This is a genomic window from Azonexus sp., assembly GCF_049652925.1.
GTDB lineage: Bacteria > Pseudomonadota > Gammaproteobacteria > Burkholderiales > Rhodocyclaceae > Azonexus.
Genome location: NZ_JBASFI010000023.1, coordinates 141,576 through 165,058, shown reverse-complemented (window position 1 = coordinate 165,058; position 23,483 = coordinate 141,576). Strand labels below are relative to the sequence as shown.

Annotated in this window: 20 protein-coding genes; 7 read left to right on the top strand and 13 right to left on the bottom strand. The window is 60.2% G+C overall.

The window, feature by feature from the left end; genetic code table 11:
- Positions 1-76 precede the first annotated feature (76 nt).
- Positions 77-1,771, bottom strand: coding sequence for a PAS domain-containing sensor histidine kinase (locus WBK19_RS12060; protein ID WP_511290015.1), 1,695 nt, complete (start codon positions 1,769-1,771; stop codon positions 77-79).
- Positions 1,768-3,039 (bottom strand): HD-GYP domain-containing protein, encoded by a 1,272-nt coding sequence (locus WBK19_RS12055; RefSeq protein ID WP_511290013.1) that lies wholly within the window; start codon positions 3,037-3,039, stop codon positions 1,768-1,770. Before WBK19_RS12055 ends, WBK19_RS12060 begins: the two co-directional genes overlap by 4 nt.
- Before the next feature lie 39 nt (positions 3,040-3,078).
- Between WBK19_RS12055 and WBK19_RS12050 the strand changes: the two genes are divergently transcribed.
- Positions 3,079-3,252 (top strand): hypothetical protein, encoded by a 174-nt coding sequence (locus WBK19_RS12050; protein WP_511290011.1) that lies wholly within the window; start codon positions 3,079-3,081, stop codon positions 3,250-3,252.
- Positions 3,253-3,260: 8 nt separating this feature from the next.
- On the opposite strand, the gene WBK19_RS12045 is transcribed toward WBK19_RS12050, so the two are convergent.
- Positions 3,261-3,959 carry a Crp/Fnr family transcriptional regulator gene (locus tag WBK19_RS12045; protein ID WP_511290009.1) on the bottom strand — a complete coding sequence of 233 codons (699 nt, stop codon included), beginning with the start codon at positions 3,957-3,959 and terminating at the stop codon, positions 3,261-3,263.
- 214 nt (positions 3,960-4,173) lie between these two features.
- Entirely contained in the window at positions 4,174-4,845 is a 672-nt protein-coding gene (locus tag WBK19_RS12040) for a glutathione S-transferase (protein ID WP_511290007.1), read from the bottom strand.
- A gap of 256 nt (positions 4,846-5,101) precedes the next feature.
- Here WBK19_RS12040 and WBK19_RS12035 point away from each other — a divergent pair, with 256 nt between their 5' ends.
- The 5 genes from WBK19_RS12035 (at position 5,102) to WBK19_RS12015 (ending at position 13,958) form a co-directional block, all read left to right on the top strand.
- A complete protein-coding gene (locus WBK19_RS12035; RefSeq protein ID WP_511290005.1) occupies positions 5,102-6,928 on the top strand; it encodes a PAS domain-containing sensor histidine kinase in 1,827 nt (608 codons plus the stop codon).
- The gene (locus tag WBK19_RS12030) at positions 6,925-7,545 is read left to right on the top strand and encodes a response regulator transcription factor (protein WP_511290003.1); all 621 of its coding nucleotides are present in this window, start codon (positions 6,925-6,927) and stop codon (positions 7,543-7,545) included. Before WBK19_RS12035 ends, WBK19_RS12030 begins: the two co-directional genes overlap by 4 nt.
- Positions 7,546-7,749: 204 nt before the next feature.
- Positions 7,750-11,715: a PAS domain-containing protein gene (locus WBK19_RS12025; protein ID WP_511290001.1), complete on the top strand. Its 3,966-nt coding sequence runs from the start codon at positions 7,750-7,752 to the stop codon at positions 11,713-11,715.
- A gap of 152 nt (positions 11,716-11,867) precedes the next feature.
- Positions 11,868-12,323: a c-type cytochrome gene (locus WBK19_RS12020; protein WP_511289999.1), complete on the top strand. Its 456-nt coding sequence runs from the start codon at positions 11,868-11,870 to the stop codon at positions 12,321-12,323.
- An 18-nt stretch (positions 12,324-12,341) separates the two neighbouring features.
- Positions 12,342-13,958: an NAD(P)/FAD-dependent oxidoreductase gene (locus tag WBK19_RS12015; protein ID WP_511289997.1), complete on the top strand. Its 1,617-nt coding sequence runs from the start codon at positions 12,342-12,344 to the stop codon at positions 13,956-13,958.
- On the opposite strand, the gene WBK19_RS12010 is transcribed toward WBK19_RS12015, so the two are convergent.
- Both WBK19_RS12010 and WBK19_RS12005 read right to left on the bottom strand, forming a co-directional pair.
- A complete protein-coding gene (locus tag WBK19_RS12010; protein ID WP_511289995.1) occupies positions 13,959-15,032 on the bottom strand; it encodes an FUSC family protein in 1,074 nt (357 codons plus the stop codon).
- 84 nt (positions 15,033-15,116) lie between these two features.
- Entirely contained in the window at positions 15,117-16,331 is a 1,215-nt protein-coding gene (locus WBK19_RS12005) for a BaiN/RdsA family NAD(P)/FAD-dependent oxidoreductase (RefSeq protein ID WP_511289993.1), read from the bottom strand.
- A gap of 438 nt (positions 16,332-16,769) precedes the next feature.
- Here WBK19_RS12005 and WBK19_RS12000 point away from each other — a divergent pair, with 438 nt between their 5' ends.
- A complete protein-coding gene (locus WBK19_RS12000) occupies positions 16,770-17,306 on the top strand; it encodes a phasin family protein (RefSeq protein WP_511289991.1) in 537 nt (178 codons plus the stop codon).
- A 70-nt stretch (positions 17,307-17,376) separates the two neighbouring features.
- On the opposite strand, the gene WBK19_RS11995 is transcribed toward WBK19_RS12000, so the two are convergent.
- The 7 genes from WBK19_RS11995 to WBK19_RS11965 all read right to left on the bottom strand — a co-directional run bounded on the left by WBK19_RS11995 (position 17,377) and on the right by WBK19_RS11965 (position 23,476).
- Positions 17,377-17,799 (bottom strand): nuclear transport factor 2 family protein, encoded by a 423-nt coding sequence (locus tag WBK19_RS11995; RefSeq protein ID WP_511289989.1) that lies wholly within the window; start codon positions 17,797-17,799, stop codon positions 17,377-17,379.
- Position 17,800: 1 nt separating this feature from the next.
- Positions 17,801-18,556: an SDR family NAD(P)-dependent oxidoreductase gene (locus WBK19_RS11990; RefSeq protein ID WP_511289987.1), complete on the bottom strand. Its 756-nt coding sequence runs from the start codon at positions 18,554-18,556 to the stop codon at positions 17,801-17,803.
- Positions 18,553-19,074: a DUF3833 domain-containing protein gene (locus tag WBK19_RS11985; protein ID WP_511289985.1), complete on the bottom strand. Its 522-nt coding sequence runs from the start codon at positions 19,072-19,074 to the stop codon at positions 18,553-18,555. The genes WBK19_RS11990 and WBK19_RS11985 overlap by 4 nt, the downstream gene beginning before the upstream one ends.
- 3 nt (positions 19,075-19,077) lie before the next feature.
- Positions 19,078-20,295, bottom strand: a complete 1,218-nt coding sequence (locus WBK19_RS11980) for an MFS transporter (protein ID WP_511289983.1) — start codon at positions 20,293-20,295, stop codon at positions 19,078-19,080.
- A 670-nt stretch (positions 20,296-20,965) separates the two neighbouring features.
- A complete protein-coding gene (locus WBK19_RS11975) occupies positions 20,966-21,565 on the bottom strand; it encodes a chalcone isomerase family protein (RefSeq protein WP_511289981.1) in 600 nt (199 codons plus the stop codon).
- Positions 21,534-22,718, bottom strand: coding sequence for a class I SAM-dependent methyltransferase (locus WBK19_RS11970; protein ID WP_511289979.1), 1,185 nt, complete (start codon positions 22,716-22,718; stop codon positions 21,534-21,536). Before WBK19_RS11970 ends, WBK19_RS11975 begins: the two co-directional genes overlap by 32 nt.
- Positions 22,715-23,476, bottom strand: a complete 762-nt coding sequence (locus tag WBK19_RS11965) for a DUF1365 domain-containing protein (RefSeq protein ID WP_511289977.1) — start codon at positions 23,474-23,476, stop codon at positions 22,715-22,717. Before WBK19_RS11965 ends, WBK19_RS11970 begins: the two co-directional genes overlap by 4 nt.
- Positions 23,477-23,483: the final 7 nt, after the last annotated feature.

Below are 23,483 nucleotides of genomic sequence, written 5' to 3'. Positions count from 1 at the left end.
TTTTCGGGTTGACCGTGGAAGTCCATCCAGTTGGAGCAACGCTCGAAAATCGCGGCAATTCAGTGTGCCAAACGGGTCACTTTGCGCCATTTTCCCCGGCGGACTCGCCGGCAGAATAATCAACATGGCGCGGCAAAATGACCGTGAATCGCGTGCCCTTGCCGACTTCGCTGCTCACTTCGATGCGGCCATGATGTTTCTTGACGATGCCATAGGACAGGGAGAGCCCCAACCCGGTTCCCTTGCCGACGGGTTTGGTGGTGAAGAAGGGCTCGAAAATGCGGCCGAGGTTCTCGGGCGGGATGCCGCGCCCGCTGTCTTCGATTTCAATGCGGATTTCGGCCTCGCTGCTGGCCGTCCGAATGCTGATCTGACCGTGTTCTTCGATAGCCTGCGAGGCATTGACGAGAAGATTCATGAAAACCTGGTTGAGCTGCGACGGCGCACACATGATTTCCGGAATGGCGGCGTATTCCTTGACCACCTTGGCTTTGTACTTGAGTTCGTTCCAGACCACGTTGAGCGTGCTGTCGAGCCCCATTTCGAGGTTGGCCAGGACGATGTCAGAACTGCTGACGTGGGAGAAATTCTTGAGGTCGCGGACGATGTCCTGAACGCGCTGGACGCCGTCGTTGGTTTCGGCCAGCAGGACGTCGAGATCCTGCTGCAGGTAGTCGAGTTCGAGATCCTTCTTCAACTGGGTGACGCTGGCCTGGGATGCTTCGCCGAGTTCGTGCTCGATTTCGGCATAGGCCTTGAGCACCTTGCCGAGGTCGGCGATGTAGCGTTGCAGCGTGCCAAGGTTGGATTTGACGAAGCCGACCGGGTTGTTGATTTCGTGCGCCACGCCGGCTGCCAACTGGCCGATGGAGGCCATCTTTTCGGACTGGATCAACTGGCTCTGCGCTTCTTCCAGACGGGCAATCAGTGCGGCCTGCTGCTCGCGCTCGGCCTTCAGTTTAATGTTGGCCGATTGCAACTCGCCGGTGCGCTGCTCGACGCGCCGTTCGAGTTCGTCGCGGGATTCGCGCAGGGCATCCTCGGCGGCGACCCGGCGGGTCACATCGGCAAAGCTGAAAACGCGGCCGACGATGTGTTCGCCGAGATATTGCGGCCGCGACTTGCATTCGAATACCCGCCCATCAGCCAGGTTGAAATGCTCGTCGCTCTCCTCGCTGTCCACAATGGCGCTCAGCCTCTCCCGGCAGGCGGCCTGCTCACTCACGAGGCTCGACACGTGACCGATGATGTCGTCGTCCCTGTGCTGTTCGAGCAGCTCATCGGGAATCGCCCACATGGCCGAAAACATGCGGTTCATGCTGACGATCCGGCCATGCCAGTCGATAGCCAGAATCCCGTTGCCGGTGGCTTCGAGCGTCGCGCGCAGGCGTGACAGCGTCTGCTCGAGCTGCTCTTCAGTCTTGCGTTCCTGGCGGATATCCCGCGCCTGAACGAGGAGATAGGTTTTGTCCTCGTGCTGAATCAGCGAGATCGATTTCGACACCTCGATGAGCTCGCCATCGGCCCCGCAGTAGAGCCCTTCCTGCCATTCGATTTCGGTGAATGCGCCGGCCGCGACCTCTTCCCAGTAAAAAACGTCCTGCAGCGAACTTTCGATATCGATGATCTTGCGTTGAAGTAGCTCTTCTTCCGTGTAGCCGAGCAATTGCATGGCCAGGCGATTGGCCCGGACGATCTGCAAGCCGTCGGTATCGACCAGGAGAATCATGCTGGCGCTGTGATCGAGCATCTTTTGCTCGAGAGAGATCATTTCTTGCTCCCGTCCTGCCCCTGGCAGGCGTCGAAGTAGTAGCTGACCCGCTTGCGGGGACTCAGGTAGTTGTAGATATGGCGCGGCACCAGGGCCGGCTTGATCGCCTTGGCGATATTGAGGTCGGAATCCTGCGACAGGTCGATCAGGATTGCCTCGTCGCGGGGAACCGATTCGTCGTAGACAACGAGAATCGGCTTCATCGGCTGGCTGGTATTGACCGTTGCCACCATGGCCATGGCGCCATTCGACAACTGCACGACGGTGCCCGGCGGATAAACGCCAAGCCGGCGGATGAGCAGTTGCAACAGCCGCGGGTCGAACTTGCCACGCAATCTGGCGAACATCAGCGACAGGGCTTCGTGCGGCATCAGCGCGTTGGCGATGTTGACCGGGTTGCACAGCTCGTCGTAGTAGTTGGCCAGCCCGACAATGCGCGCCAGCAGGTTGATGCTGTCGCCTTTGAGGTGCTGCGGATAGCCGGAACCGTCGAACATTTCGTGATGCTGATGGATGATGGTGAGCACGGCGGGCGAGAAACCGAGGCGCTTGCCAAGCGTTACGCCGTAGTCGCAATGCTGCTCGTAGAGATGCTGTTCGGCCTGCGTCAAGGGCTCGACCTTGAGCAGGATGCGACTGGGAATTTCAGTGCGCCCGAGGTCGTGAAACAAGGCGCCCATGCCGAGTGCCGTGACCGCCTCCTGCGGCACGCCGAGGTCGCGGGCGAGCATGAGCGACAGCATGGTGACATTGAGCGAATGAAAATACAGTTCCTCGCCGCCAGCCATGTCGCCCATGACGTGAATGGCCAGTTCCGGTGCGCTGAGGATCGATTCGGAAATCTGGTCGACCAGCTGATTGGCCGATTTCACGGTTTCGGCCGGCTTGGTCAGAATGCTTTTCTCGACCTCGCGGATGGTGCTGGCAGTGACGATGAAGGCGTTTTCGATGCGCGCCGCCGCGGCGCGCTGCACGCGAATGCGCTCGATCATCTCCTTCTTGGCCGCCAACGCCTGGGCGATGACCGGGCTGACCTCGCCCCTGGCCGGTGCGGCAGACGCCGACGTTTCATCCGGACTCTCGCGGTCGCTCAGTTCCAGGCTGTAGCGCACGCGCTTGAGTCCCAGCCCGCGGATGGTCCTGATCTGCTCCTCGCTCTTGATCTTGAAGTGGCCAAGGGCAAATGGATGCTCGAACCAGCGCAGATCGAGATAGACGTACAGTCCTATCCGAAGTTCGCTGACATCAATGGTGGGATCGCTGTTCACAGTTTTCGATAGCGGGTAGCTGACAGGTGCGGAATCGCATTGCCCATTCTATCCCTCTCGAGCGCCGGGCCGGAAAACTGGCGTCTGCTTCACGGGATCGGCAATTTCACGGTCAACCGTAAAAAATGGCCAATTTTGAAATGGCCGGATACGCCGAGGCTGATGACCCTGATGCTCCGCTTCATCGTTTCATGCGGGCAGCTGCAAGAATAAAGCGGCGCCTAGACCGGTTGATGTTTTTGCAGTTTTGGCACGCTGGGAATACGAATCCGCTTGCCTTCGACGACGATCAGTCCAAGGCTGCTCAGGTCGTGCAGGATGCGCGAGAAATGCTCCTGGGTCAGATTGAGTCGGGAGGCAATGACGCCCTTGTTCGAAGAAAGCTCGAATGTGACGTTCTCTCCATCCCACTGACTTTCCGGCAGTTCGTGCATGAGAAAGCCGATGACTCGCTGCGTTCCCGAATGCAATGAGTAGGCTTCAACATCGGTCATCAGCTGATGCAGGCGCATGGCCATGCCGGCCATCATTTTTCTGACGAAGGCATGGTCTTTCTGCAATTCCTCATAAATAGCCGTCTTTGAGACATGCAGCACCAGCGAGTCGCTCAGCGCCTGGGCAAAGACAAAGTAGGACTTTTCCATGAACATGATGGCTTCGCCGAAACTTTGCCCCGGCTGGATGATCTCGACCACTTTGTCGGTCCCCTGGGCGGAGGAGAGCGCCAGTTTTATCTGGCCATAGACCAGGACATGAAATCCGGTGCAGGCATCGCCATTGCGAAACAGCATATCCCCCTTGGTCAGACGCACCTCATGAACACCTTTGGCCATTCGGGCAAGCTCATCCGGTGACAGCCCCTCGAACAGGGGAATACGACTTAAAAGGCTCTCGACTTGTACCGGCTGGAAATCCCGCATGCTGTCTCCTCGCTATCAACCTCGCTCAACGCCAATTCATTTGGCATTTTCTGGCTGCATTGTGGCTTTTGATGTGAATCAATTCAAGCCATGATAACCGCAATCAATGGACGAGCGCGCTGCCACCGAGGACAGGCAAATAGTGTGCGCCAGCGGCACCTTGCGGGCTTTGGTCACGAAAACTCGTTTCCGAGGGTTTGAGTCGCCGCCGGCCTCAGCGTGCCCCGCCATACTCCTCGGCCAACTGGTCGTAATGAGCGTGCGCCTCGGTTTCGGTGAGCGCGGCGGCGTGCCATTCGAGCATCGCCGGGTGCGCCAGCACGGCGTCGCGGTAGGCGGCGGCGACCGGCGGCAGCGGCACGTTGTAAACGTTGAAGCGGCAGACGATGGGCGCGAACATCGCATCGGCCACCGAAAAATCGCCGAACAGCCACGGACCGTTGCCAGAGGCGAACTGACTGCAGGCCTCGGTCCAAATTTCAATGACGCGGTCGATGTCGCGCTGGACTTCCTGCGTTGCCGGCTTGCCCTTGAGCTTTAACTTGAGGTTCATCGGCATGGCGGTACGCAGCTTGGCGAAGCCGGCGTGCATTTCAGCCGAAATGCTGCGCGCTCTGGCCCGCGCCCGGGCGTCGGCCGGCCACATTTGCGAATAGCGTTCGGCCAGTGTTTCGGCAATGGCGATGCTTTCCCAGACCTGGAAGCCGTCTTCGTGCAGACAAGGCACGCGGGCGTTGCCGGCCAGCGGCTTGAGCGCCGCGTTGTAGTCGCGCCCGGCCACCGACACCATGTGCTCGGTAAAGGGAATGGCGAAATGCTTCATCAGCAGCCAGGGCCGCAACGACCACGACGAGTAGTTTTTGTTGCCGATGTAGAGATCGAACATGGTTTTCTCCTTTGCTGGGCAACTTTACCGCAAGACAATGTCAAATCAGTATCTGGCGGCATGGTAAGAGATTGCGAACTGCGATCTTAACCGTGGCGATTTCAAATTTGGCCAAATTTTCCGGTTGACCGTGGAATGCATTTTTCATACACCACCGCTCTGGAAGGGACTTTCCGGAAATCTTTGAGCTGCTCTGCGGTATTCTTTCAAAGCTGGTATCAGCTTGGCAATTCGCCGGAAAAATGAAGGCTCGGACTTGGAAAACATTGAGACGCTGGAAATCCTGAATCAACAATTGGCAGAAAGCCAGCTCCGCCTGCAAACCATACTGCGGCTCAGCCCGATCGGCATCGGCATATCACGCCTGTCCGACGGTGCAATCATCGAGTTCAACGATGCCCTGCTGGCGATCATTGGCTTTGAGCGGGCCGAGGTGATTGGCCGAACTTCTGCCGAACTGGGAATATGGGGCGATCCGGAACAGTACGCTGAGCTCTTCGCGAAAATTTCAGCCGGAGAAGTCATTGATGAAATGCCGATAGTCATCAACCGCAAGGACGGCGAGCTTCGTCAGGGACGCCTTTCGGCGTCGATGGTGCGCCTCAATGGAGAAGCTCATTTCATCGCCAACTTGCGCGATGTGACGAACGAAATGGCTGCTGAGCAGCAAAGAACAAAAGTCACGCGACACCTGCAATCGACGCTCGACAACATCCCCTCCATGATCGGCTACTGGGACCGCGATCTGCGCAACCACTTTGCCAACCACGCCTATCAGGACTGGTTGGGGATTGATCCCGAAAAAGCGCCGGGCATGCATATCCGGGAAGTGATCGGCGAGGAGCGCTACCACCTCAACCTTCCTTATATCGAAGGTGCACTGCGGGGTACAAAACAGACCTTTGAACGGTGCATTCCGTCTCCGGACGGGAGGCATACCCGACATTCGCTGGCTGAATACATTCCCGATATCGTCGATGGAGTCGTTCAAGGCTTTTATGTCCTGGTCTCTGACATAACCCCCATCAAGCAGGCCGAAATCGCCCTCCGCGAGAGCGAGGAGCGCTACCGCAAGGTCGTCGACGACCAGACGGAACTGATCAGTCGCTACCTTCCCGACGGCACCGTGGTTTTCGTCAACGAAGTTTATTGCCGCTTCTTCGGCAAGAACGAGGCGGAACTGAGGGGACGCACCTGGCACCCGGCAGCCCATCCGGATGACATCGAGATGATCGAAGTGAAGCTGTCGTCGCTGGCCCCGGACAATCCTGTCGTCACCATCGAAAACCGGGTCAATGCCGCCGACGGCAGCGAACACTGGATGCAGTTCGTCAATCGTGCCTTTTTCGATGCCACGGGCGGCCTCAAGGAAATCCAGTCGGTCGGCCGCAATATCTCGGCGCGCAAACAGGTGGAACAGAAACTCGCCACCTCCCGTATCCATTTGCGCGCCCTTCTCCAGGCGAACGACCATGACCGGGAAGAGCAGCACAAGGAAATAGCGCGCGAAATTCACGATCAGCTCGGAGCCCACCTGACAGCCATCGCCTTTCGTGTCGATGCCCTAAATCGCCAGACCCGCCGAAACGTTCAGGTTTCCACGGAGCTGGCCATGATCAGGTCTCTCGTCTCGCGAGCCAACGAAGCCGCCCGGAACATCTGCGACAGCCTTCGTCCGGCAGCGCTTGACGACCTGGGTCTGACCCCGACCTGTCGCTGGTATTTGCGTGACTGGTCCGGGCTGGTAGGCATTCCGGCCGAAGGGCGCTTTGCTCGACTGGCCGTTGAACCCTCGAAACAATTGAGTACCGATCTGTTCCGGACTTTTCAGGAGTTGCTGACCAATATTGCCAAGCATTCCGGGGCGAGCCTTGTCCGCGTCAGCATTTCAAATGGCGTTGAGGCGCTGCGCCTGAGGGTGGCCGATAACGGATGTGGTTTCGCGAAAGAACGGCCCCCCCAGGGTTTCGGCCTGGCCGGCGTCCGGGAACGGATGGCGCGACATGGCGGCGAGGTAACTATCACCTCGGGGCCGAGCGGCACCATGGTAGCCATCAGCGTTCCGCAGGTCGGTGTGCAATGAAGGCGCGCATCATCATTGCCGACGACCATCAGGTCGTGCGTCAGGGACTGCGCGACATTTTTTCGCGGACGGATGACCTGCAGGTGGTCAATGAAGCCATCGACGGCGCTGAGGCGGAAGCAATAGCCCGGGCCGGCAATTCCGACCTGCTGATTCTCGACATCGCGCTGCCGATTCGGCGCGGCATTCAAGTCCTCGAGTCGCTGCGCACCGACGGAATCAAATTACCAATACTGTTTTTCTCGATGTATTCAGCCAGTCAATACGTCGAATACGCGCGGCAAGCCGGCGCCCAGGGTTTTGTCAGCAAAGATGCTGACGAGTCCGAGCTGCTGCGAGCCATTCGGTGCATCCTGGCCGGTGGCAGCAGTTTCCCCAGGCTGAATCGGGCCGCGCCCGATTCAGCGGCGGGCAGTGATTTGTTCAAGACATTGTCGCGTCGCGAATTCGAGGTCATGCAAGCCCTGGCGGGCGGCACCAGTATTCTTGAGATTGCAGCCAGACTCGGAGTCAGCACCCAGAGCGTGACCACCTACCGTCGCCGTCTGCTGGAAAAGCTCGGTGTCAAGAACAATGCCGAACTGGTCACACTGGCAATACTTCACGGACAGATCTGAATAGTTGTCGTTTGTAGTGGAACGCTGACAGACAAAGCAGGCCAGTCATTTCATCATTACGCTTAATGACAGGAGCACGCTTGAGAAGGCACCGTCATCGGCAATCCCCTCCAGAAAAAAAGAACTGATTCTGCCCCCTTGCCGGCGGGAGGCAGGTCCAGTGACGAGAAAAAACTGGAAACCACAAGGCGTGAACGAACACCGATGAGTATCACCCCCCTCTCCTCTTCAAACGCCCCGTCAGGCAAACGAGCCGGAATCTCGCTGCACCGATTCCTCACGCGCCTGATCTGGCTATGCGTCTTGCCGCTGCTCCTTTTGGCCGCCTACCTGGCATTTGCGCACGTCCGCTTCATCCAGTCCGAACGCGACCTGACCGTCAGGAACATGGCCAACAACTTTGTCGCTGCCCTCGACAAAGAACTGGAAGCGCGCATCAATGGTCTGCAGATGCTTGCCATTTCACCCCTGATTGATGATGCGGAGCGATGGCAGGATCTCTACCGCGAAGCTGAAGGATTCAAGCAAAGCTTTGGTAGCCACGTCATTTTCGCCAGCATTGGCAAGCAGACACTATTTAACACCCGTACCCCATTCGGTTCGAAGCAGCCACCACTTCCCGTTCCGGCCGGAAAGTCAGCCATAAAAACAGCTGTTGACTCAGGCAAGCCAGCCATTGGCGACATGTTCTTCGGACCGGTCAGCAAAGTGCCACTGATTGCCATTGCGGTGCCGGTTTACCGGGTTGGGCAGCCAGCCTATCTGCTCTTGACGACCATCGAGACGGAGCAACTCCAAAAACGTCTTGAACGTGTTTCGCTTCCTGAAGGCTGGGAAATGAGCATTCTGGACAGCACACAGAAAGTGATCGCCCGGGTCGGGCCGGCAAACCCGAATCCAGCCCCGGAAGGCGATGTTGCCGGTCGGTTTGTCGTCCACTCGACGATATCGCCCTGGTCGGTGAAGCTGGAAATTCCGCAAGAAACCTATCAGCTCCCTGTCTTCGCAGCGGGCGTCATGTTGGCCATTGCCATGCTCAGTGCCGCGTTGATCAGCGTTGTTGGCGGCGGGCTGGCCAGTCGCCGGCTGGCCGCGGCGGTAAGCGCAATCATTCCATCGCACCCATCGGCATCGGAACCGACAGACCTCAACATTACCGAAATCATGGCGGCGCGCTCCCTGCTCGAGGAACTTATGGACTCCCGCCTCGCCGCATCAGTAGCCTTGCACGAGAGCGAAGCATCGCTGAAGGAATCCCAGCGAATAGCCGGTATCGGAACTTACATACTGGATATTCGAACCAGTATTTGGTCCTGTTCGGAAGTGATGGACGCAATACTGGGCATAGACGGTGATTACGATCATTCTGTGGAGAACTGGGCGGCATTGATCCACCCGTCTGATCAAGCGCGAATGGCCCACTATTTTGCCGAAAGCGTACTCCGGCTTGGGCAGGAGTTCAACGAGAAGTACCGGATCATCCGCCCGAACGACCAAGCAGTGCGCTGGGTGCATGGCCTGGGCGTACTCGAATTTGATGCGCGCGGCCAAGCGATCAGGATGCGCGGCACGATTCAGGATGTGACCGAACGCACGCTCGCCGAGCAGTCCCTGCTCGAGCGCGACTTCAAGCTTGGAGCCATTGTTGAAAACTCGCCATCCGCGCTCTCGCTAAAGCATCCCGATGGGCGTTATGCCCTGGCCAATCCCAACTTCCAGCGCCTGCATCACTTGAGCGAAGCAGAAATAATCGACAAGACCGATTTCGATCTCTACCCGGCAGAAACGGCTAAGCAGATCAGGGCCAACGACGTACGTTTGCTGCAGACGATGTCCAGGCAATCCGTCGAGGAAATCCTGCCGGTCGATGGCGAGCTCCGGAATTTCATGGTGCACATGTTCCCGATTCTCAACGCGTCGGGTGCGGCCAGTTTCATTTGCCGGATTTCCTTCGACATCACGGTGGCCAAGCAGGATGCGGCCGAACTCGAACGGCATCGACATCATCTGGAAGCGCTGATCGAAACCCGGACGCGCGAACTGGGCGAGGCAAATGCAGAACTGGCCGAGCACTCGGCGAAGCTTGAGATTCTTTACAACCAGACCAAATCGCTCGAGATGGCGCTGCGCAAGAGCGAGGTAATGCTGCATGGGGTGCTGGACAATACACCGGCGCTGATCGCTTATTGGACCGGCGACCTGACCAATGATTTTGCCAACCACGCCTACGAGGACATGTATGGCATACCGCCTGAAAAAATCCGAGGCAATCATCTACGAGAAGTGATCGGCGAACAGGCATTTGCCGTCAGCCAGCCTTTCATCGAGGGTGTGCTGCGCGGTGAACGGCAGTCTTTTAGCCGGGAACTGGTCGATATCCGGGGCGACCGACGCTGGACCCAGGTGCAATACATTCCCGACATCCGCGGCGACGAAGTCAAAGGGTTCTTTGCGCTGGTTTCGGACGTCACACAGCTCAAGGACAAGGAGCGGGAAATCGAGGCGCTGAATGCCGCGCTGGCCATTCGCGTCGAAGAGGCAGAAGTCGCCAATCGGGCAAAAAGCCTATTCCTCGCCAACATGAGCCATGAGATCCGGACACCGATGAATGCCATCATCGGCCTGACCCATCTGATTCGTCATGCTGGTGCCGAGCCCAAGCAGATCGTGCGACTGGACAAAATTGACAACGCCGGGCGCCACCTGTTGTCGATCCTCAACGACATTCTGGACATTTCGAAAATCGAGGCCGGCCGACTCCAGCTGGAAAGCGAGGACTTTCATCTTTCGGCCATCCTCGACAACGTCCAGTCCATCGTCGGCGAGGCGGCGCGAAGCAAGGGACTGAGCATCGAGCTTGATCGCGATTCGGTCCCGCTCTGGTTACGTGGCGACCCAATGCGTCTTCGTCAGGCACTACTGAACTACGCTGGAAATGCGATCAAATTTACCGAGAATGGCGGCATTGCCCTGCGCGCCCAACTGCTTAAGGCGTACAACGATGAGCTGGTGGTGCGCTTTGAAGTTGAAGATAGCGGGATCGGTCTGAGCGAAGAACAAATCGGTCGACTCTTCCAGGCTTTCGAGCAAGCCGAAGCGTCAACCACCCGAACCTACGGCGGGACCGGCCTTGGGCTGGCCATTACCCGACGCCTGGCGCGGCTGATGGGTGGCGATGCCGGCGTCGAGAGCCGGCTTGGGCACGGCAGCCGGTTCTGGTTTACGGCACATCTGCAACGCGGGCACGGCATCATGCCCAGTGAGCCGACCCCGCGTGGCGTCAATGCCGAAGCCGAGCTGCGCTTGAATCACCGTGGCGCCAGACTGTTGCTGGCCGAAGACAACGCCATCAACCAGGAAGTGGCGCTGGAACTGCTGCACGGTGTCGGCCTGGCGGTGGATACGGCAGGCGATGGTCTGGAAGCAGTCGAGATGGCTCGAAACCATGCCTACGATCTGATCCTCATGGACATGCAAATGCCCAACATGGATGGCCTTGACGCAACAAGAGGAATCCGCGCCCTGCCCGGCTATGCAAGCAAGCCCATTCTGGCGATGACCGCCAACGCCTTCGATGGTGACCGCCGTGCCTGTGAAGCCGCCGGCATGAACGACTTTGTCGCCAAACCCGTCGATCCGGACCTGCTTTATACGATCCTGCTCAAATGGCTGCCGGCCAAAACCGAAAATACGCGCCAGGATTCAAGCGCAAAAATTGCGACACTCAAGGGGGAGTCGTTGACTGCCCAACATGAAGCGAGCGCCGATGAAGCCCTGGCTCGTCTGTCCGGGATACCCGGACTGAATCTGGCCCAAGGGCTATCCATCGTGCGCGGAAATGTCGTCAAATTCCTTGAATTGATGCAAAAATTCGTTGCCACCCACGGCGATGACATGGCGCAACTGACCGAGCTTTTGACCAATGGCGAGCGCGCTGCAGCTAACCGCCTGATCCACACACTCAAAGGCGTTGCCGCGACATTGGGTGCAGAGCAGATTTCGGGCATGGCAAGAGACCTTGAGATTGGCTTGCGCCAAAGCCAGGATGACGGGAATATTGACCAGGAAATCCGGATGATGATCGACGCGATCAGCGTTGAACTGTCGACCCTTGCGGCGGCGCAACCTGACCGCGCTAGCAGCGGCGAGGACTCTTCGCCAACGACGTAAGCCGGCAAAACGGCTTGCCACGGTCAACCGGGAAAAACAACCAAAATTCAAATCGTCCAGCGTCGCCTTGCCGAGTCGGCGACGCTGCGTCCGGCGCCCGCAGCCCGTATAATTCGCGCTCCCGGGCCCCGCCCTGCTTCCGATTGCCAGCCATGTTCAAGCTTTTGAAATTTCCTCTTTTTTGCCTGTTGACCGCAACCTTGCTCACTGCCTGCGGCGAGGTTGAGGATACGCGGCCGGGTCAGCCGGTGAAGCACCGGCAGGTGGCCTTCAAGGAGATCGTCAAGACTTTCGAGCCGATGGGCGTGATGCTGCGCAAGAGCACCTACGACGCCGACAAGTTCCTGCCCATGGCCGAGGCGCTGCTCGCCAAGCGGGATGGTCCGTGGGAGTACTTCGGAGCGGACACCAACTACCCGCCGACCAAGGCGACAGCCGAGGTCTGGAAGCAGCCGGAAGAGTTCGAGAAAAACAAGAAAGCCTTCATCGCCGCCACCGACGCCCTGCTCGTCGCCGCCCAGAGCAAGGACAAAGCGCAGGTCGAAAAGACTTACGACGCCGTTCATGAAGCCTGCAAGACCTGCCACAAGCAGTTCAAGGAACGCTGAGATTTCCGGAACATCCGCATGTTGAGACTGACCGAACTGAAGCTGCCGCTCGACCACGCTGCTGATGCGCTACGCCCGGCCCTTTGCCAGAGGCTGGGGATTGCCGATGGCGAGCTGATCGACTTCACGATTTTCAAGCGCAGCTACGATGCGCGGAAAAAGTCGGCGATCACGCTGATTTACACGCTCGATTTCAATGTTCGCGACGAACCGGCGCTGCTCGAAAAACTGGCCGATGATCGCAACGTCGGCCCGCGGCCGGATACCGACTACAAGTTCGTCGCCCAGGCCCCGGCCGAGTTGAAATCCCGCCCGGTCGTCATCGGCACAGGCCCCTGCGGCCTGCTGGCCGGGCTGATCCTCGCCCAGATGGGTTTCAGGCCGATCATCCTCGAACGCGGCAAGGCCGTGCGCGAACGGACCAAGGACACCTGGGGCCTGTGGCGCAACAACAAGCTCAACACGGAATCGAACGTCCAGTTTGGCGAAGGCGGCGCCGGCACCTTCTCCGACGGCAAGCTCTACAGCCAGATCAAGGACCCGCAGCACCACGGCCGCAAGGTGCTCGAAGAGTTCGTCAAGGCCGGCGCGCCGGAAGAAATCATGTACGTCAGCAAGCCGCACATCGGCACTTTCCGGCTGGTCAAGATGGTCGAGAACATCCGGGCGACGATCACCGATCTGGGCGGTGAAGTTCGCTTCGGCAGCAAGGTTGAGCGCCTCGTCATCGACGACCATCAAGTCCGTGGCGTCGTCATGGCCAATGGACAAACCATCGCCACCGACCACGTCGTCCTCGCCGTCGGCCACAGCGCCCGTGACACTTTCCAGACCCTGCACGAGCAAGGCGTTTACATCGAAGCCAAGCCCTTCTCGATCGGCTTCCGCATCGAGCACCCGCAGGCCATGATCGACCACGCGCGGTTTGGTCCCAATGCCGGCAACGAAATCCTCGGCGCCGCCGACTACAAGCTGGTGCACCACTGCGGCAACGGCCGCGCCGCCTACAGCTTCTGCATGTGTCCGGGCGGCCAGGTCGTCGCTGCGACCTCGGAAGAAGGCCGCGTCGTCACCAACGGCATGAGCCAGTACTCACGCGCCGAACGCAACGCCAACGCAGCGCTCGTCGTCGAAGTCAAACCCGAGGACTTCCCGGGCGACTTCAAGACCAACCCACTCGCCGGCATCGAGTACCAGCGGCAATGGGAATCGGCCGCCTTCGTCGCCGGCGGCAGCAACTACGCCGCGCCGGCCCAGCGCGTCGGCGACTTCCTCGCCGGCCGGCCGTCCACAGCCCTCGGCGAAGTCGATCCGTCCTACCAGCCCGGCGTGCACATGACCGACCTGGCGAGCTGTGCCCCAGCCTATGTCATCGACGCGCTGCGCGAAGCCATCCCGGCCTTCGACAAGCAGATTCGCGGCTTCGCCATGGCCGATGCAATCCTGACCGGCGTCGAGACGCGCACCTCATCACCGATCCGCATCAAGCGCGGCGCCGACTACCAGAGCATCAACACCCGCGGTCTCTACCCGGCCGGCGAAGGGGCCGGTTACGCCGGTGGGATTCTCTCGGCCGGCGTCGATGGCATCAAGGTTGCCGAGGCCGTGGCCCTTTCGATAGCAGACAAAAGCTAATCAGGACGCGCTGCGCGACGGCCACAGCCGCCTGATCTGGCGGCTTAGTTTGTCGCGAAAAACCGGGCTGTGCAGGCACAGGCCGCCGACCAGCCCGACCAGCGAGCCAAGCACCGTGTCGACCAGACGCGCTTCAAGAATGGCGTTCGGCGTGCCATTGCCGAGCTGTGCAGCGTCGGCCAGCAGGATGGTCAGCGGCGTGATGAAAACCACCGCCAAACCGTAGTGGCGGACGACCAGCGTTTCGATGATGAAGGCCAGGGCCATCATCATCAGCGAAACGCTCCACTTGTCGAGCGGCAGAATCAACAAGCCCCAGGCGATAATCAGGCCGATAGCGGTGCCGGCAATGCGGTGTACCTGTTTGTTCCACACGGCACGCAGCGAAGCGCCCTGAATCACGGCGAGGCAACTGACCGGCACCCAGTACGGCCGATCCAGTTGAAAGAGCTGGGCAAGCACGAGCGAAATGCCGACGAACACCCCAATCACCAGCGAATCGAAAACGACAAAATCGAAGTTGAGCGGCGGCAGCGGCTGGACGGGCTGTGCTGGCGCCAGTCGCAGCGAGTAAAGGCTGTAGAAGAATCCGATCAGGCAGGCCAGCAAGCTGCCCATGGCGAGCAAGCCAACGAAGGTCGGGATTTGCAGGATTTCAACGGGCGAATAGGCGCCGATGGCCGCGGCCATGACAAAAAACAGGCTGCCCGGCGGCGCAACGGCGAAGTAGCGGCAGAGCATCGACACAGCAATGGCAATGAAAGTCAGCACCGGCACGAACAGCAACGGCATGAAGTGGGTCATCACCCCGAGGATGTAGCAGGCGCACAAGCCGAAGGCCGCCGCCATGAGCCCCACCAGGCGGTGGGCCAGCGGCATGGCGGGCAGATATAGAAAGGCCAGGCCGCCCATCGACGAGACCAGGCCGTAATCGAGATGATCGAACCAGGCACCGACGAACAGCGGCAGACCAATGGCCAGCGCGCCGCAGAAAGGCATCGGCCAGCGCCGGTCGCTGGCGTTGAAGCTCGCCAGATGGCTCACTTCGCTGCGCAGCCGGGCACGGAATTTCACACATCCTCGCCAGTCCATTGCTACCTTGCCTTTCGCCTGAGCGCCGTTGCGTGAGTGTTCATTTTACGTGGATGCGCCGTCGACTCAGGCAAACTGCCCGGCCACCCAGCCCGACGACCAGGCCCACTGGAAGTTGTAGCCGCCCAGCCAGCCAGTCACATCGACCACTTCGCCGATGAAATACAACCCGGGCACCGCCTTGGCTTCCATGGTCTTTGACGACAAGGCATCTGTCGACACCCCGCCCAGCGTCACTTCGGCCTTGGCAAAACCGAGCGTGCCGGCCGGCATGAGGGGCCAGGCGTTGAGCTTGCCGGCGATCATCTCGAGATCGCGGCGACCCAGTTCGCCGATCGGGCGCGTCACGATTTTTTCGCCGCCGAGTAGCGCGCACCATTCGTGAGCGAAGCGCCGGGGCAGACGTTCGGCCAGCAGGTTGGGCAGATGCACGCGGCCCTGCCGGTGTTCTTCGAGCCAGGCACCGGCATCGAGGCCGGGCAGCAAATCGATCTCGACGGGCTGCTTTTTGCCGCTGCGGTATTCCTGCATCTGCCAGTAGCTCGAAATCTGCAGGATGGCCGGGCCGGAAAGGCCGCGGTGGGTGATCAGCACGTTGTCGCGGAACTGCGCGTCTTCAAATTGGGCGATGGCATCGAGCGTCGATCCGGCCAGTGGCTTGATCGGTTCGAGCACCTCGGGCGCCAAGGCCAGCGGGACGAGGGCCGGCTTGGGCGCAACGACGGGAATGCCGAACTGCTCGGCCAGCCGGTAGCCGAACGGGCTGGCGCCGATTTTTGGGATGGCCAAGCCGCCCGTGGCGACGACCAGCGAGTGGCATGAAAATCGACCTTTTTCCGTGTCGACCGTGTAACGCTTGGCACTTTCGCCCGGATGGCGCTCAATGTGCTGCACGGCGCAAGGGAAGGCCCACTGAACGCCGGCGTCGTCGCAGGCATCGCGCAGCATGTCGATGATCTGCTCAGCCGAATCGTCACAGAATAGCTGGCCATGTTCGCGCTCGTGATAGGCAATGCGCCGCTTGTCCATCATGGCAATGAAATCGAACTGCGAAAAACGCGCCAGGGCCGAGCGGCAGAAATGCGCGTTTTGCGACAGGTAGTTGTCGGCGCTGACTGTACGGTTGGTGAAATTGCAGCGCCCGCCCCCGGAAATGCGGATGCGCTCGCCGAGCGTGTCGGCGTGATCGACAAGCAGCACGCGCCGGCCGCGCGCCCCGGCCTGAGCAGCACACATCATGCCGGCCGCGCCGGCGCCAATGACGATGATGTCGAAATGCATGGGGTCCGATCGGGGAGAAATAGCTTGCGCTGAAACGGGGCGGATTCTATCACCCGGCGCTGGATCGCCCGATTTGACCCCATTGAGGCACCAAATCGAGGCACACGTCGCCCGGCTGGGAAATTATTTGTTGTAAACGCAACAAGCCAAATCAGAATTCATAATGCATAATCCTCATGCGCCGATCAGGCTGAAATACTGTTTCAGGAATTACATGGAATTACGATGGCAGAAAGCTTTTCAGGCATTTTCCTCAGAAAACAGCCTGATCTGGGATCACGTTTATGCAATACGTTTGAAACAGATGTTTGGCACACTGCCCCGAAACTCTTTACCCGGGCCATACCGGCGACATTGCTGCATTGCAGCATTTTGCAAAAAACATTGTTACAATGTACCCGCAGCAATTATTCACTTACCCAATTCAAGGAGCGTCCAATGTCCATCAATCCCGAGCAGTTCGCCGCCGCTAACAAAGCCGCCGTTGATTCCCTGTTGTCCGTCGCCAACACCGCCCTGGCTTCCGCTGAGCGCATCGCCAGCCTGAATCTGGAAACCGCCCGTTCGGTTCTGGAAGACTCCGTCTCCAACGCTAAGGCCCTGATGGGTGCCAAGGATCCGCAAGAAGCCATGTCCATCCAGGCTTCCCTGGCCCAGCCGAGCGTCGAGAAGGCTGTTGCCTACTCCAAGTCGGTTTACGAAATCTCCACCGAAACCCAGGAACAACTGGCCAAGATGGTTGAAGCCCAGTTCGGCGACTTCCAGAAGAATGTTGCTTCCATGCTCGAAAAGGCTGCCAAGTCTGCCCCGGCTGGTTCCGACGTTGCCGTTGCCGCCGTTCAGAGCGCCATCGCTGCCGCCAACTCGGCTTTCGACAACATGCGTAAGACCGCCAAGCAAGTGACCGAAATGGCCCAGACCAACATGGCTGCCGCTACCAGCGCCACTGCCAAGGCTGTCAAGAAGTCCAAGTAATTTTCAGCCTCCGCTGAAGCAAAAAGGCCCGCATCGCTGCGGGCCTTTTTCTTTGCACCATGCCTGAAGCTCAGGCCGCCAGCATGCGCCGCAGGCCGCGCATCAATGTCCCGATGGCCGGCAGTTTCATGTAGAGCTCCTCGGCCGCATCCCAGTAATCGCGGTGGTAGCAGACCTTGCCACAGGCATCAAACTTGAGATGCGACACGCCGCGCATGAACTGGGTTTCGCCCTTGCCCCACAGCTTGACACGGTAATGGAACTCCCAGACCAGCATCGCACCATTGCCGTCCGCCACTTTTTCGGTAACGACAAAACGCGGCTCGACGACCTGCCCGAACATGTGGGTGAAGATGCGCTGAATGGCCTGCAGACCGCGCACTTCATTGAACGGGTCCTTGAAATAGGCGTTATCGGAGTAAAACTCCGGAAAACGGGCGACGCTGGCCGGCGCGAATTCGTTGTAGAAGACGATCAGTTCGTCGAGAGTCATGTCAGCCTCCGGTGAAGCGGCGAATGAGCGGGAAATACCAGCGGTAGGGCAGCAGCGCGAAGAGCTTCATGAGGCGGGTAAAGCGCTTGGGGAAATGGATTTCGAAATTTGCCGATTTAAAGCCGTCGACCGTGGCAATCGCCGCCTGTTCCGGCGTCAGCAATGCCGGCATCGTGAAATCGTTTTTCGCTGTCAATTGCGTTGATACGAAGCCGGGGTTGATCACCCAGACGCCGATCCCTTTCGGTGCCAGATCGAGATGCAGCACTTCAGCGAAATGTATGAGCGCCGCCTTGCCCGGCCCGTAGGCCAAGGCCTTGGGCAGGCCGCGATAACCGGCGACGCTGGCGACGAAAGCGATGCCGCCACCTGGTTTGAGGTCGGCCAGAACGGTGGACGCGAGGCGCATAGCGGCATTGAAATTGACGGTGACGACCTGCTCGGCGACCGCCAGATCGAAGTTGTCGGCGCGCATCGGGACGTAATCGCCGGCCAGGTATACGACGAGATCGATACCGCCTAGAGTGGCCAGCAATTTTTCGCGGGCGGCACTCAGGCTGCCTACATCGGTTGCATCGCAGGGCAACAGCAAGGCATCGGCGATGGCCAGGGCAGCCAGTTTGTCCCCACTACGGGCCGACAAGGCGAGTTTTGCACCACGCCCGGCCAGTTCGCGGGCAACGGCAGCGCCAATGCCGCTCGAGGCGCCGACCAGCCAGACGCGCTTGCCCTGCCAGTCGGTTATGGACGGGTTCATCGTTTCACGAAGGTCAGCGTCACTTCGCCCAGATTGAAGCCCCATTTCGACATGTAGGAGCGGTTCATCATTACCTTGTCGTCCATCAGGAACATCCAGTCGTCGAAATCGACGTTGTACACCTTGCCGTCGACGGGCAGGGCCAGCACATAGCGCCAGCGCAGGGCGTTGCCGGCCACTTCGCCGATGGCCTCGCCGACGACATCGTCAGCCCGGCCGCGGAAGGTACCGTCGGCCTGCTTGGTCAGCGTCCAGACGCGGCGCGAGCTCGTGCCGTCGGACCACTTGAAGTTCTCGTCGAGGACCCCGGTATCACCCGTCCACTTGGCGTCGATGACCACGTGGAAGCGTTTTTGTACCTCGCCGGAACGTCCCTGGAACATGCCCCAGGCGTCAAGCGTGCCGTTGAGGTAGGTTTTGAGGTCGAGGGTTGGTTGTTCGGCCCGGTATTGTTCGACGCCGGTCGAAGCGCAGCCGGCGAGACCGAGGGTGAAGGCAGCAGCGAGCAAGAGTTTCATGGTTCAGATCTCCAGGGAATGGCGCCAGCGCCAGAGCAGCGCGCCAGCCAGCGCCTTGAAGGCGAGCGGCAACAACGCGTAGGCAAAGCTCAGGGCTGGCAGCCCGGCGCTACCGCCCGGCACATAGCCGAGCGCACCGAGCAGGGGTAATGAAAGCCCGGCGGCGAGCGCCAGGTTGAGTTTGGCCACAAAATTCCAGACACCGAAACAGGCCCCGGCCTGCCCCTGACGTTCGCCGAGATCGGCGGCAATGGCGGCCGGCAGCGCGAGATCGGCGCCGAGCGCGAGACCGGAGGCGATGCAGATGGCAGCGAAGGCCCAGACGTCACCTGCACCGAGCAGGCTGGCGCCGGCGAAGGCGAGAATCGAAACGACCATCGCCAGCAGCCAGGCGAAGACGCGCCCGCGCCGGGCCGAGAGCATGACCCAAAGTGGCAGCGAGGCAGCGCCAGCGACGAAGTACAGGGCAAGCAGCAGGCCGCTGGCGGATTCGGCTTGCAGGACGTCGGCGACGAAGAACAGGAAGAGCGTGGCCGGCAGCGCTGCGGCGATACCGTTGGCGACGAAGACGATAAGCAGGCGGCGGAAGGCTTGGTCGGCGAAGACGCGGCGCAGGCTGGGCAGCAAGGGCTGGCTGGCGGCGAGCACCGGCTTGCCGACGCCAACACGGCTGAAGGTCGTGACCGCAGCGATCAGCAGCAGTGGCGGCAGAATCAAGCTCAGTCGCGCGATGCCGTCGCTCAGGCTGGCCGCCAGCACGGCCGGCAATGCAGCAGCGAGGACGACGCCGAGCAGGCCGAAGCCCTCTCGGGCTGCGGTCAACCGGGTTCTCAGGGCGGAATCCTCGCCGATGTCCGCCCCCCACGCCTGATAAGCCACGCTGGCGGCAGAGAAGCCGAGGTAGGTCAGGGCCAGCGAGCCGAGCAGCCAGAGTGCGGCGTGTTCGGCCGGCGGATTGAGCAATGCGACAAAGCCGATGGCGAAGGGCAGCAGGGCCAGCGCCACCATGCGCGGGCGGGAAACGCGGTCGGCCAGCCAGCCGAGCCAGGGGTCGATGCCGGCGTCGAGCAGGCGGGCGCCGAGGAGGATGAAACCGAGCAGGGCCAGTTCCATGCCGGCGGTTTCGGCGTAGTAACGGGGGACGTGGACGTAGATGGGGAGCGCGGCGAAGGCCAGGGGGAGGCCTAGCAGGCCATAGGCTAGAACGCGACCGTTAGTCATGGCTTGGTGCCTGACGATTGGCTTGGGTTTCCGCCCTTGCGGGGCGTCTCACTTTTTCTTGCTTCGCCAAGAAAAAGTAAGCAAAAAGAAGGCGACCCTGGGTCGGTGCCGGCTGCGCCGGTTCCCTGCGCTACTCGGAAAGCCGGGCGGCTGCGGAACTCGGGGCTGCGCCCCTCAAACAGTCCTCGCCGAAGGCCCTCGGCTTTCCTGCGTTGCTCGGCACCTCTCAAGGGGCCCGGTGAAACGACCCGTGCTTGAGCTTGGGTGCCGTCATTCCCGCGTAGGCGGGAATCCAGCATCCTGGACTCCCGCCTACGCGGGAATGACGGGGTTTGGGCAAGGGAGCGCCTCCGGAGAATTTCGTTTTTGGCTGTTTTTCCCGGTTGACCGTGGAAGTCTGTTTTGAGGCAAAGCGCTTGAGCCCGGACGCCTTTGGGGTCCCCATGAGAGGCGCTGAGCAACGCAGGAAAGCCGGGGGCTGTCGGCGAGGACTGTCTGAGGGCGAAGCCCGAGTTCCGCAGCCGCCCGGCATTCCGAGTAGCGCAAGGAACCCGAAGGGCGCCGACCTTGGGGTCGCCTTTTCTTTGGCTACTTTCTTTTGGCGAAGCAAAAGAAAGTACGCCCGCCAGCAAGGCGGAAACCCAAGCCAGCTCCGAAGGAACGAAAGCCATCAAACCCGCCTCAGCAACGCCGCCCGCAACCCGGGCGCACTCGTCTTCGGATCCAGCCAGATGCCAAAAAACGCCCGTGCAAAATCGGCATCGGCAACCTCCCCAACCAAACGACCATTGAAATAAAACCGCGCAACCCCGGGCTCAAACTGGCCGATGATGTAATCCCCATCCTTCACGTCCGGGAAGATCCGCGTCATCTGCTGGCCCCAGCGCTTGAGGGAAGCCTCATCCGCCCCCAATGACCGCATTTCCTTGACACTCGCCTCGGCAATCGCCGCCCCGGCAAGCGTCCGCTTGTAGTCCAGACGTAACGCCAACGGCGGCCGTTGCGGATCATCGTCCGCCCACAGCGTCGCTTCATAAACGAGAAAGCCGAAGCGACGAAATTCGCCGTTGCCCCAACGCTTGAGGCCGGCCGTCGGGTCGGTGTTGGCAAACGCTGCGAACGGAGCCGCCGCCATCGCCAGCAGCAGGCGACGGCGCCCGGCCGAAAAAATTTTATTTTTGGCCGTTTTTTCCGGTTGACCGTGGAACTCGCCAGCGCGAGCGCCCGGGGCCACCAGATCAACGGTGCGTGAGTTCAAACTGGACGACATCGATATTCCCGGCCAGGAAGCCGGCCTCGCAATAGCAAAGATACATGCGCCAAAGGCGGCGGAAGGGCTCGTCAAAACCGAGCTTCTGGATTTCGGGCCAGTTGGCTTCGAAGGCGTGGCGCCATTCGGCTAAGGTCTTGGCGTAGTCGTGGCCGAAGGCGTATTCGTTGCGGACTATCAGGCCCTGTTTGGCGGCAGCGGCACGGAAGGCGGCGCGCGAGGGGAGCATGCCGCCGGGGAAGATGTATTGCTGGATGAAATCGGTGCTGCGCCGGTATTCCGGGAAGATGTCGTCGCGGATGGTGATGCTCTGGACGACCGCCCTTCCCTCGGTTTTGAGCGCCTTGGCTAGCGTCTTGAAATAGGTCGGCCACCAGCGTTCACCGACGGCTTCGAACATTTCGATGGAAACGACGTGGTCGAATTGTTCGTCCAGATCACGGTAGTCCTGCAAACGCAGGTCGGCGCTCGGCACGCGCTTTTGTGCCCAGTCCAGTTGGGCCGGCGACAGGGTCAGGCCCGTCGTCCGTAAGCCCTCCTGCACAGCCATCTCGGCAAAACCACCCCAGCCGCAGCCGATTTCCAGCACGTTCTGACCGGGCGCCGCCTTCAGGCAGTTCAGGATGCGGCGGTATTTAGCGTACTGGGCGGTTTCGAGAGAACCGTCGTCGGCTTCACGATAGACGGCTGACGAGTAGCTCATGCTCGGGTCGAGCCACAACTTGTAGAAATCGTTGCCGAGATCGTAGTGGGCCATGATGTTGCGCTTGCTGCCGCTACGGCTGTTGCTGTTGAGCCAGTGGCGGACGCGGGCCGCGAGCAGGCTGCCCCACGAGCCATAAACGGCCTTCTTCAACTGCTCACGATTGGCCGCCAGCAGCTTCAATAGCCCGGTAATGTCGGGCGAATCCCACTGCCCGTCGAGATAGGCTTCGGCCAGGCCGATGTCGCCGCGCGCCAGCACCTGACCGAACATTGCCTCGTCATGCACCTGCATGGTGACGCCATGTTCACCGTCGCCGAACAGCGCGCTGGCGCCGCCCGGCAGACGGATTTCGAGCATTCCACCCTGCAGTTTTTCGAGCAGGTCAAAGACCAGGCGGGTGTCGCGGGCAAGCCTGTCGCTACCGCGCAAAATCATCGTGTTGTTCATTTTGTCGAGTCCCGGAGGGGTTGAGGAACGTGGGCGCCGCGGAAAGGCACCCCTTTCAGCCACAGTTTCAAGGCTTGCCAGTGGATGCGGAACATCACGCCGGCGGTGAGGAAAGGCATTTTGAAGAAGGCTCCGAGCAAGGCCGCCGTGGACCAGGCGCGCGGCTTGCCCGAGATCGAAGTGAGCAGCAGTTCGCCGTCGGCGTCGTCGTAATCGATGCGGGCGAGCGGCACCGGGCGGTCGAGGTGAAAGCGGAAGCGGTAGCCGCCTTCGATTTCGTTGAAGGGCGAAACGTGGAATTCCTTGGCGGCGCGCAGTTCCTGACCATCGCGCAGGGGCGAGCCGTCGGCGTTGTGCAGCAGGTAGCAGTAATAGCCGCCGAAGGTGTTATTGACTTCCGCCAGCACGGCGATGAGCGCACCCTCGGTATTTCGGCAAAACCAGAAGCTGACCGGATTAAAGACGAAACCGAAGACGTGCGGGAAACATTGCAGCGTGATCTCGCCGTCGTCGGGCAGGCCATGCTGACGCAATTGCGCTTGTATCCACGGCAACAACGGGCTGCCATCGCGTGGCCCATGGTCTTTCTGGCGAAAGCTCAGCACGTTTCCACGGTCAACCGAAAAAATCAGGCAATTCGCAAATTGCAGGTCGCGTACCGGCAACTGGATGTAGAAAACCGGATAGACGAAGGCATTGACCGCCGGGCGCAGGCGCCGGTGCATGACATGGCCGAGGAAAAGGCGTGGGTGGTTCATGGCCGGC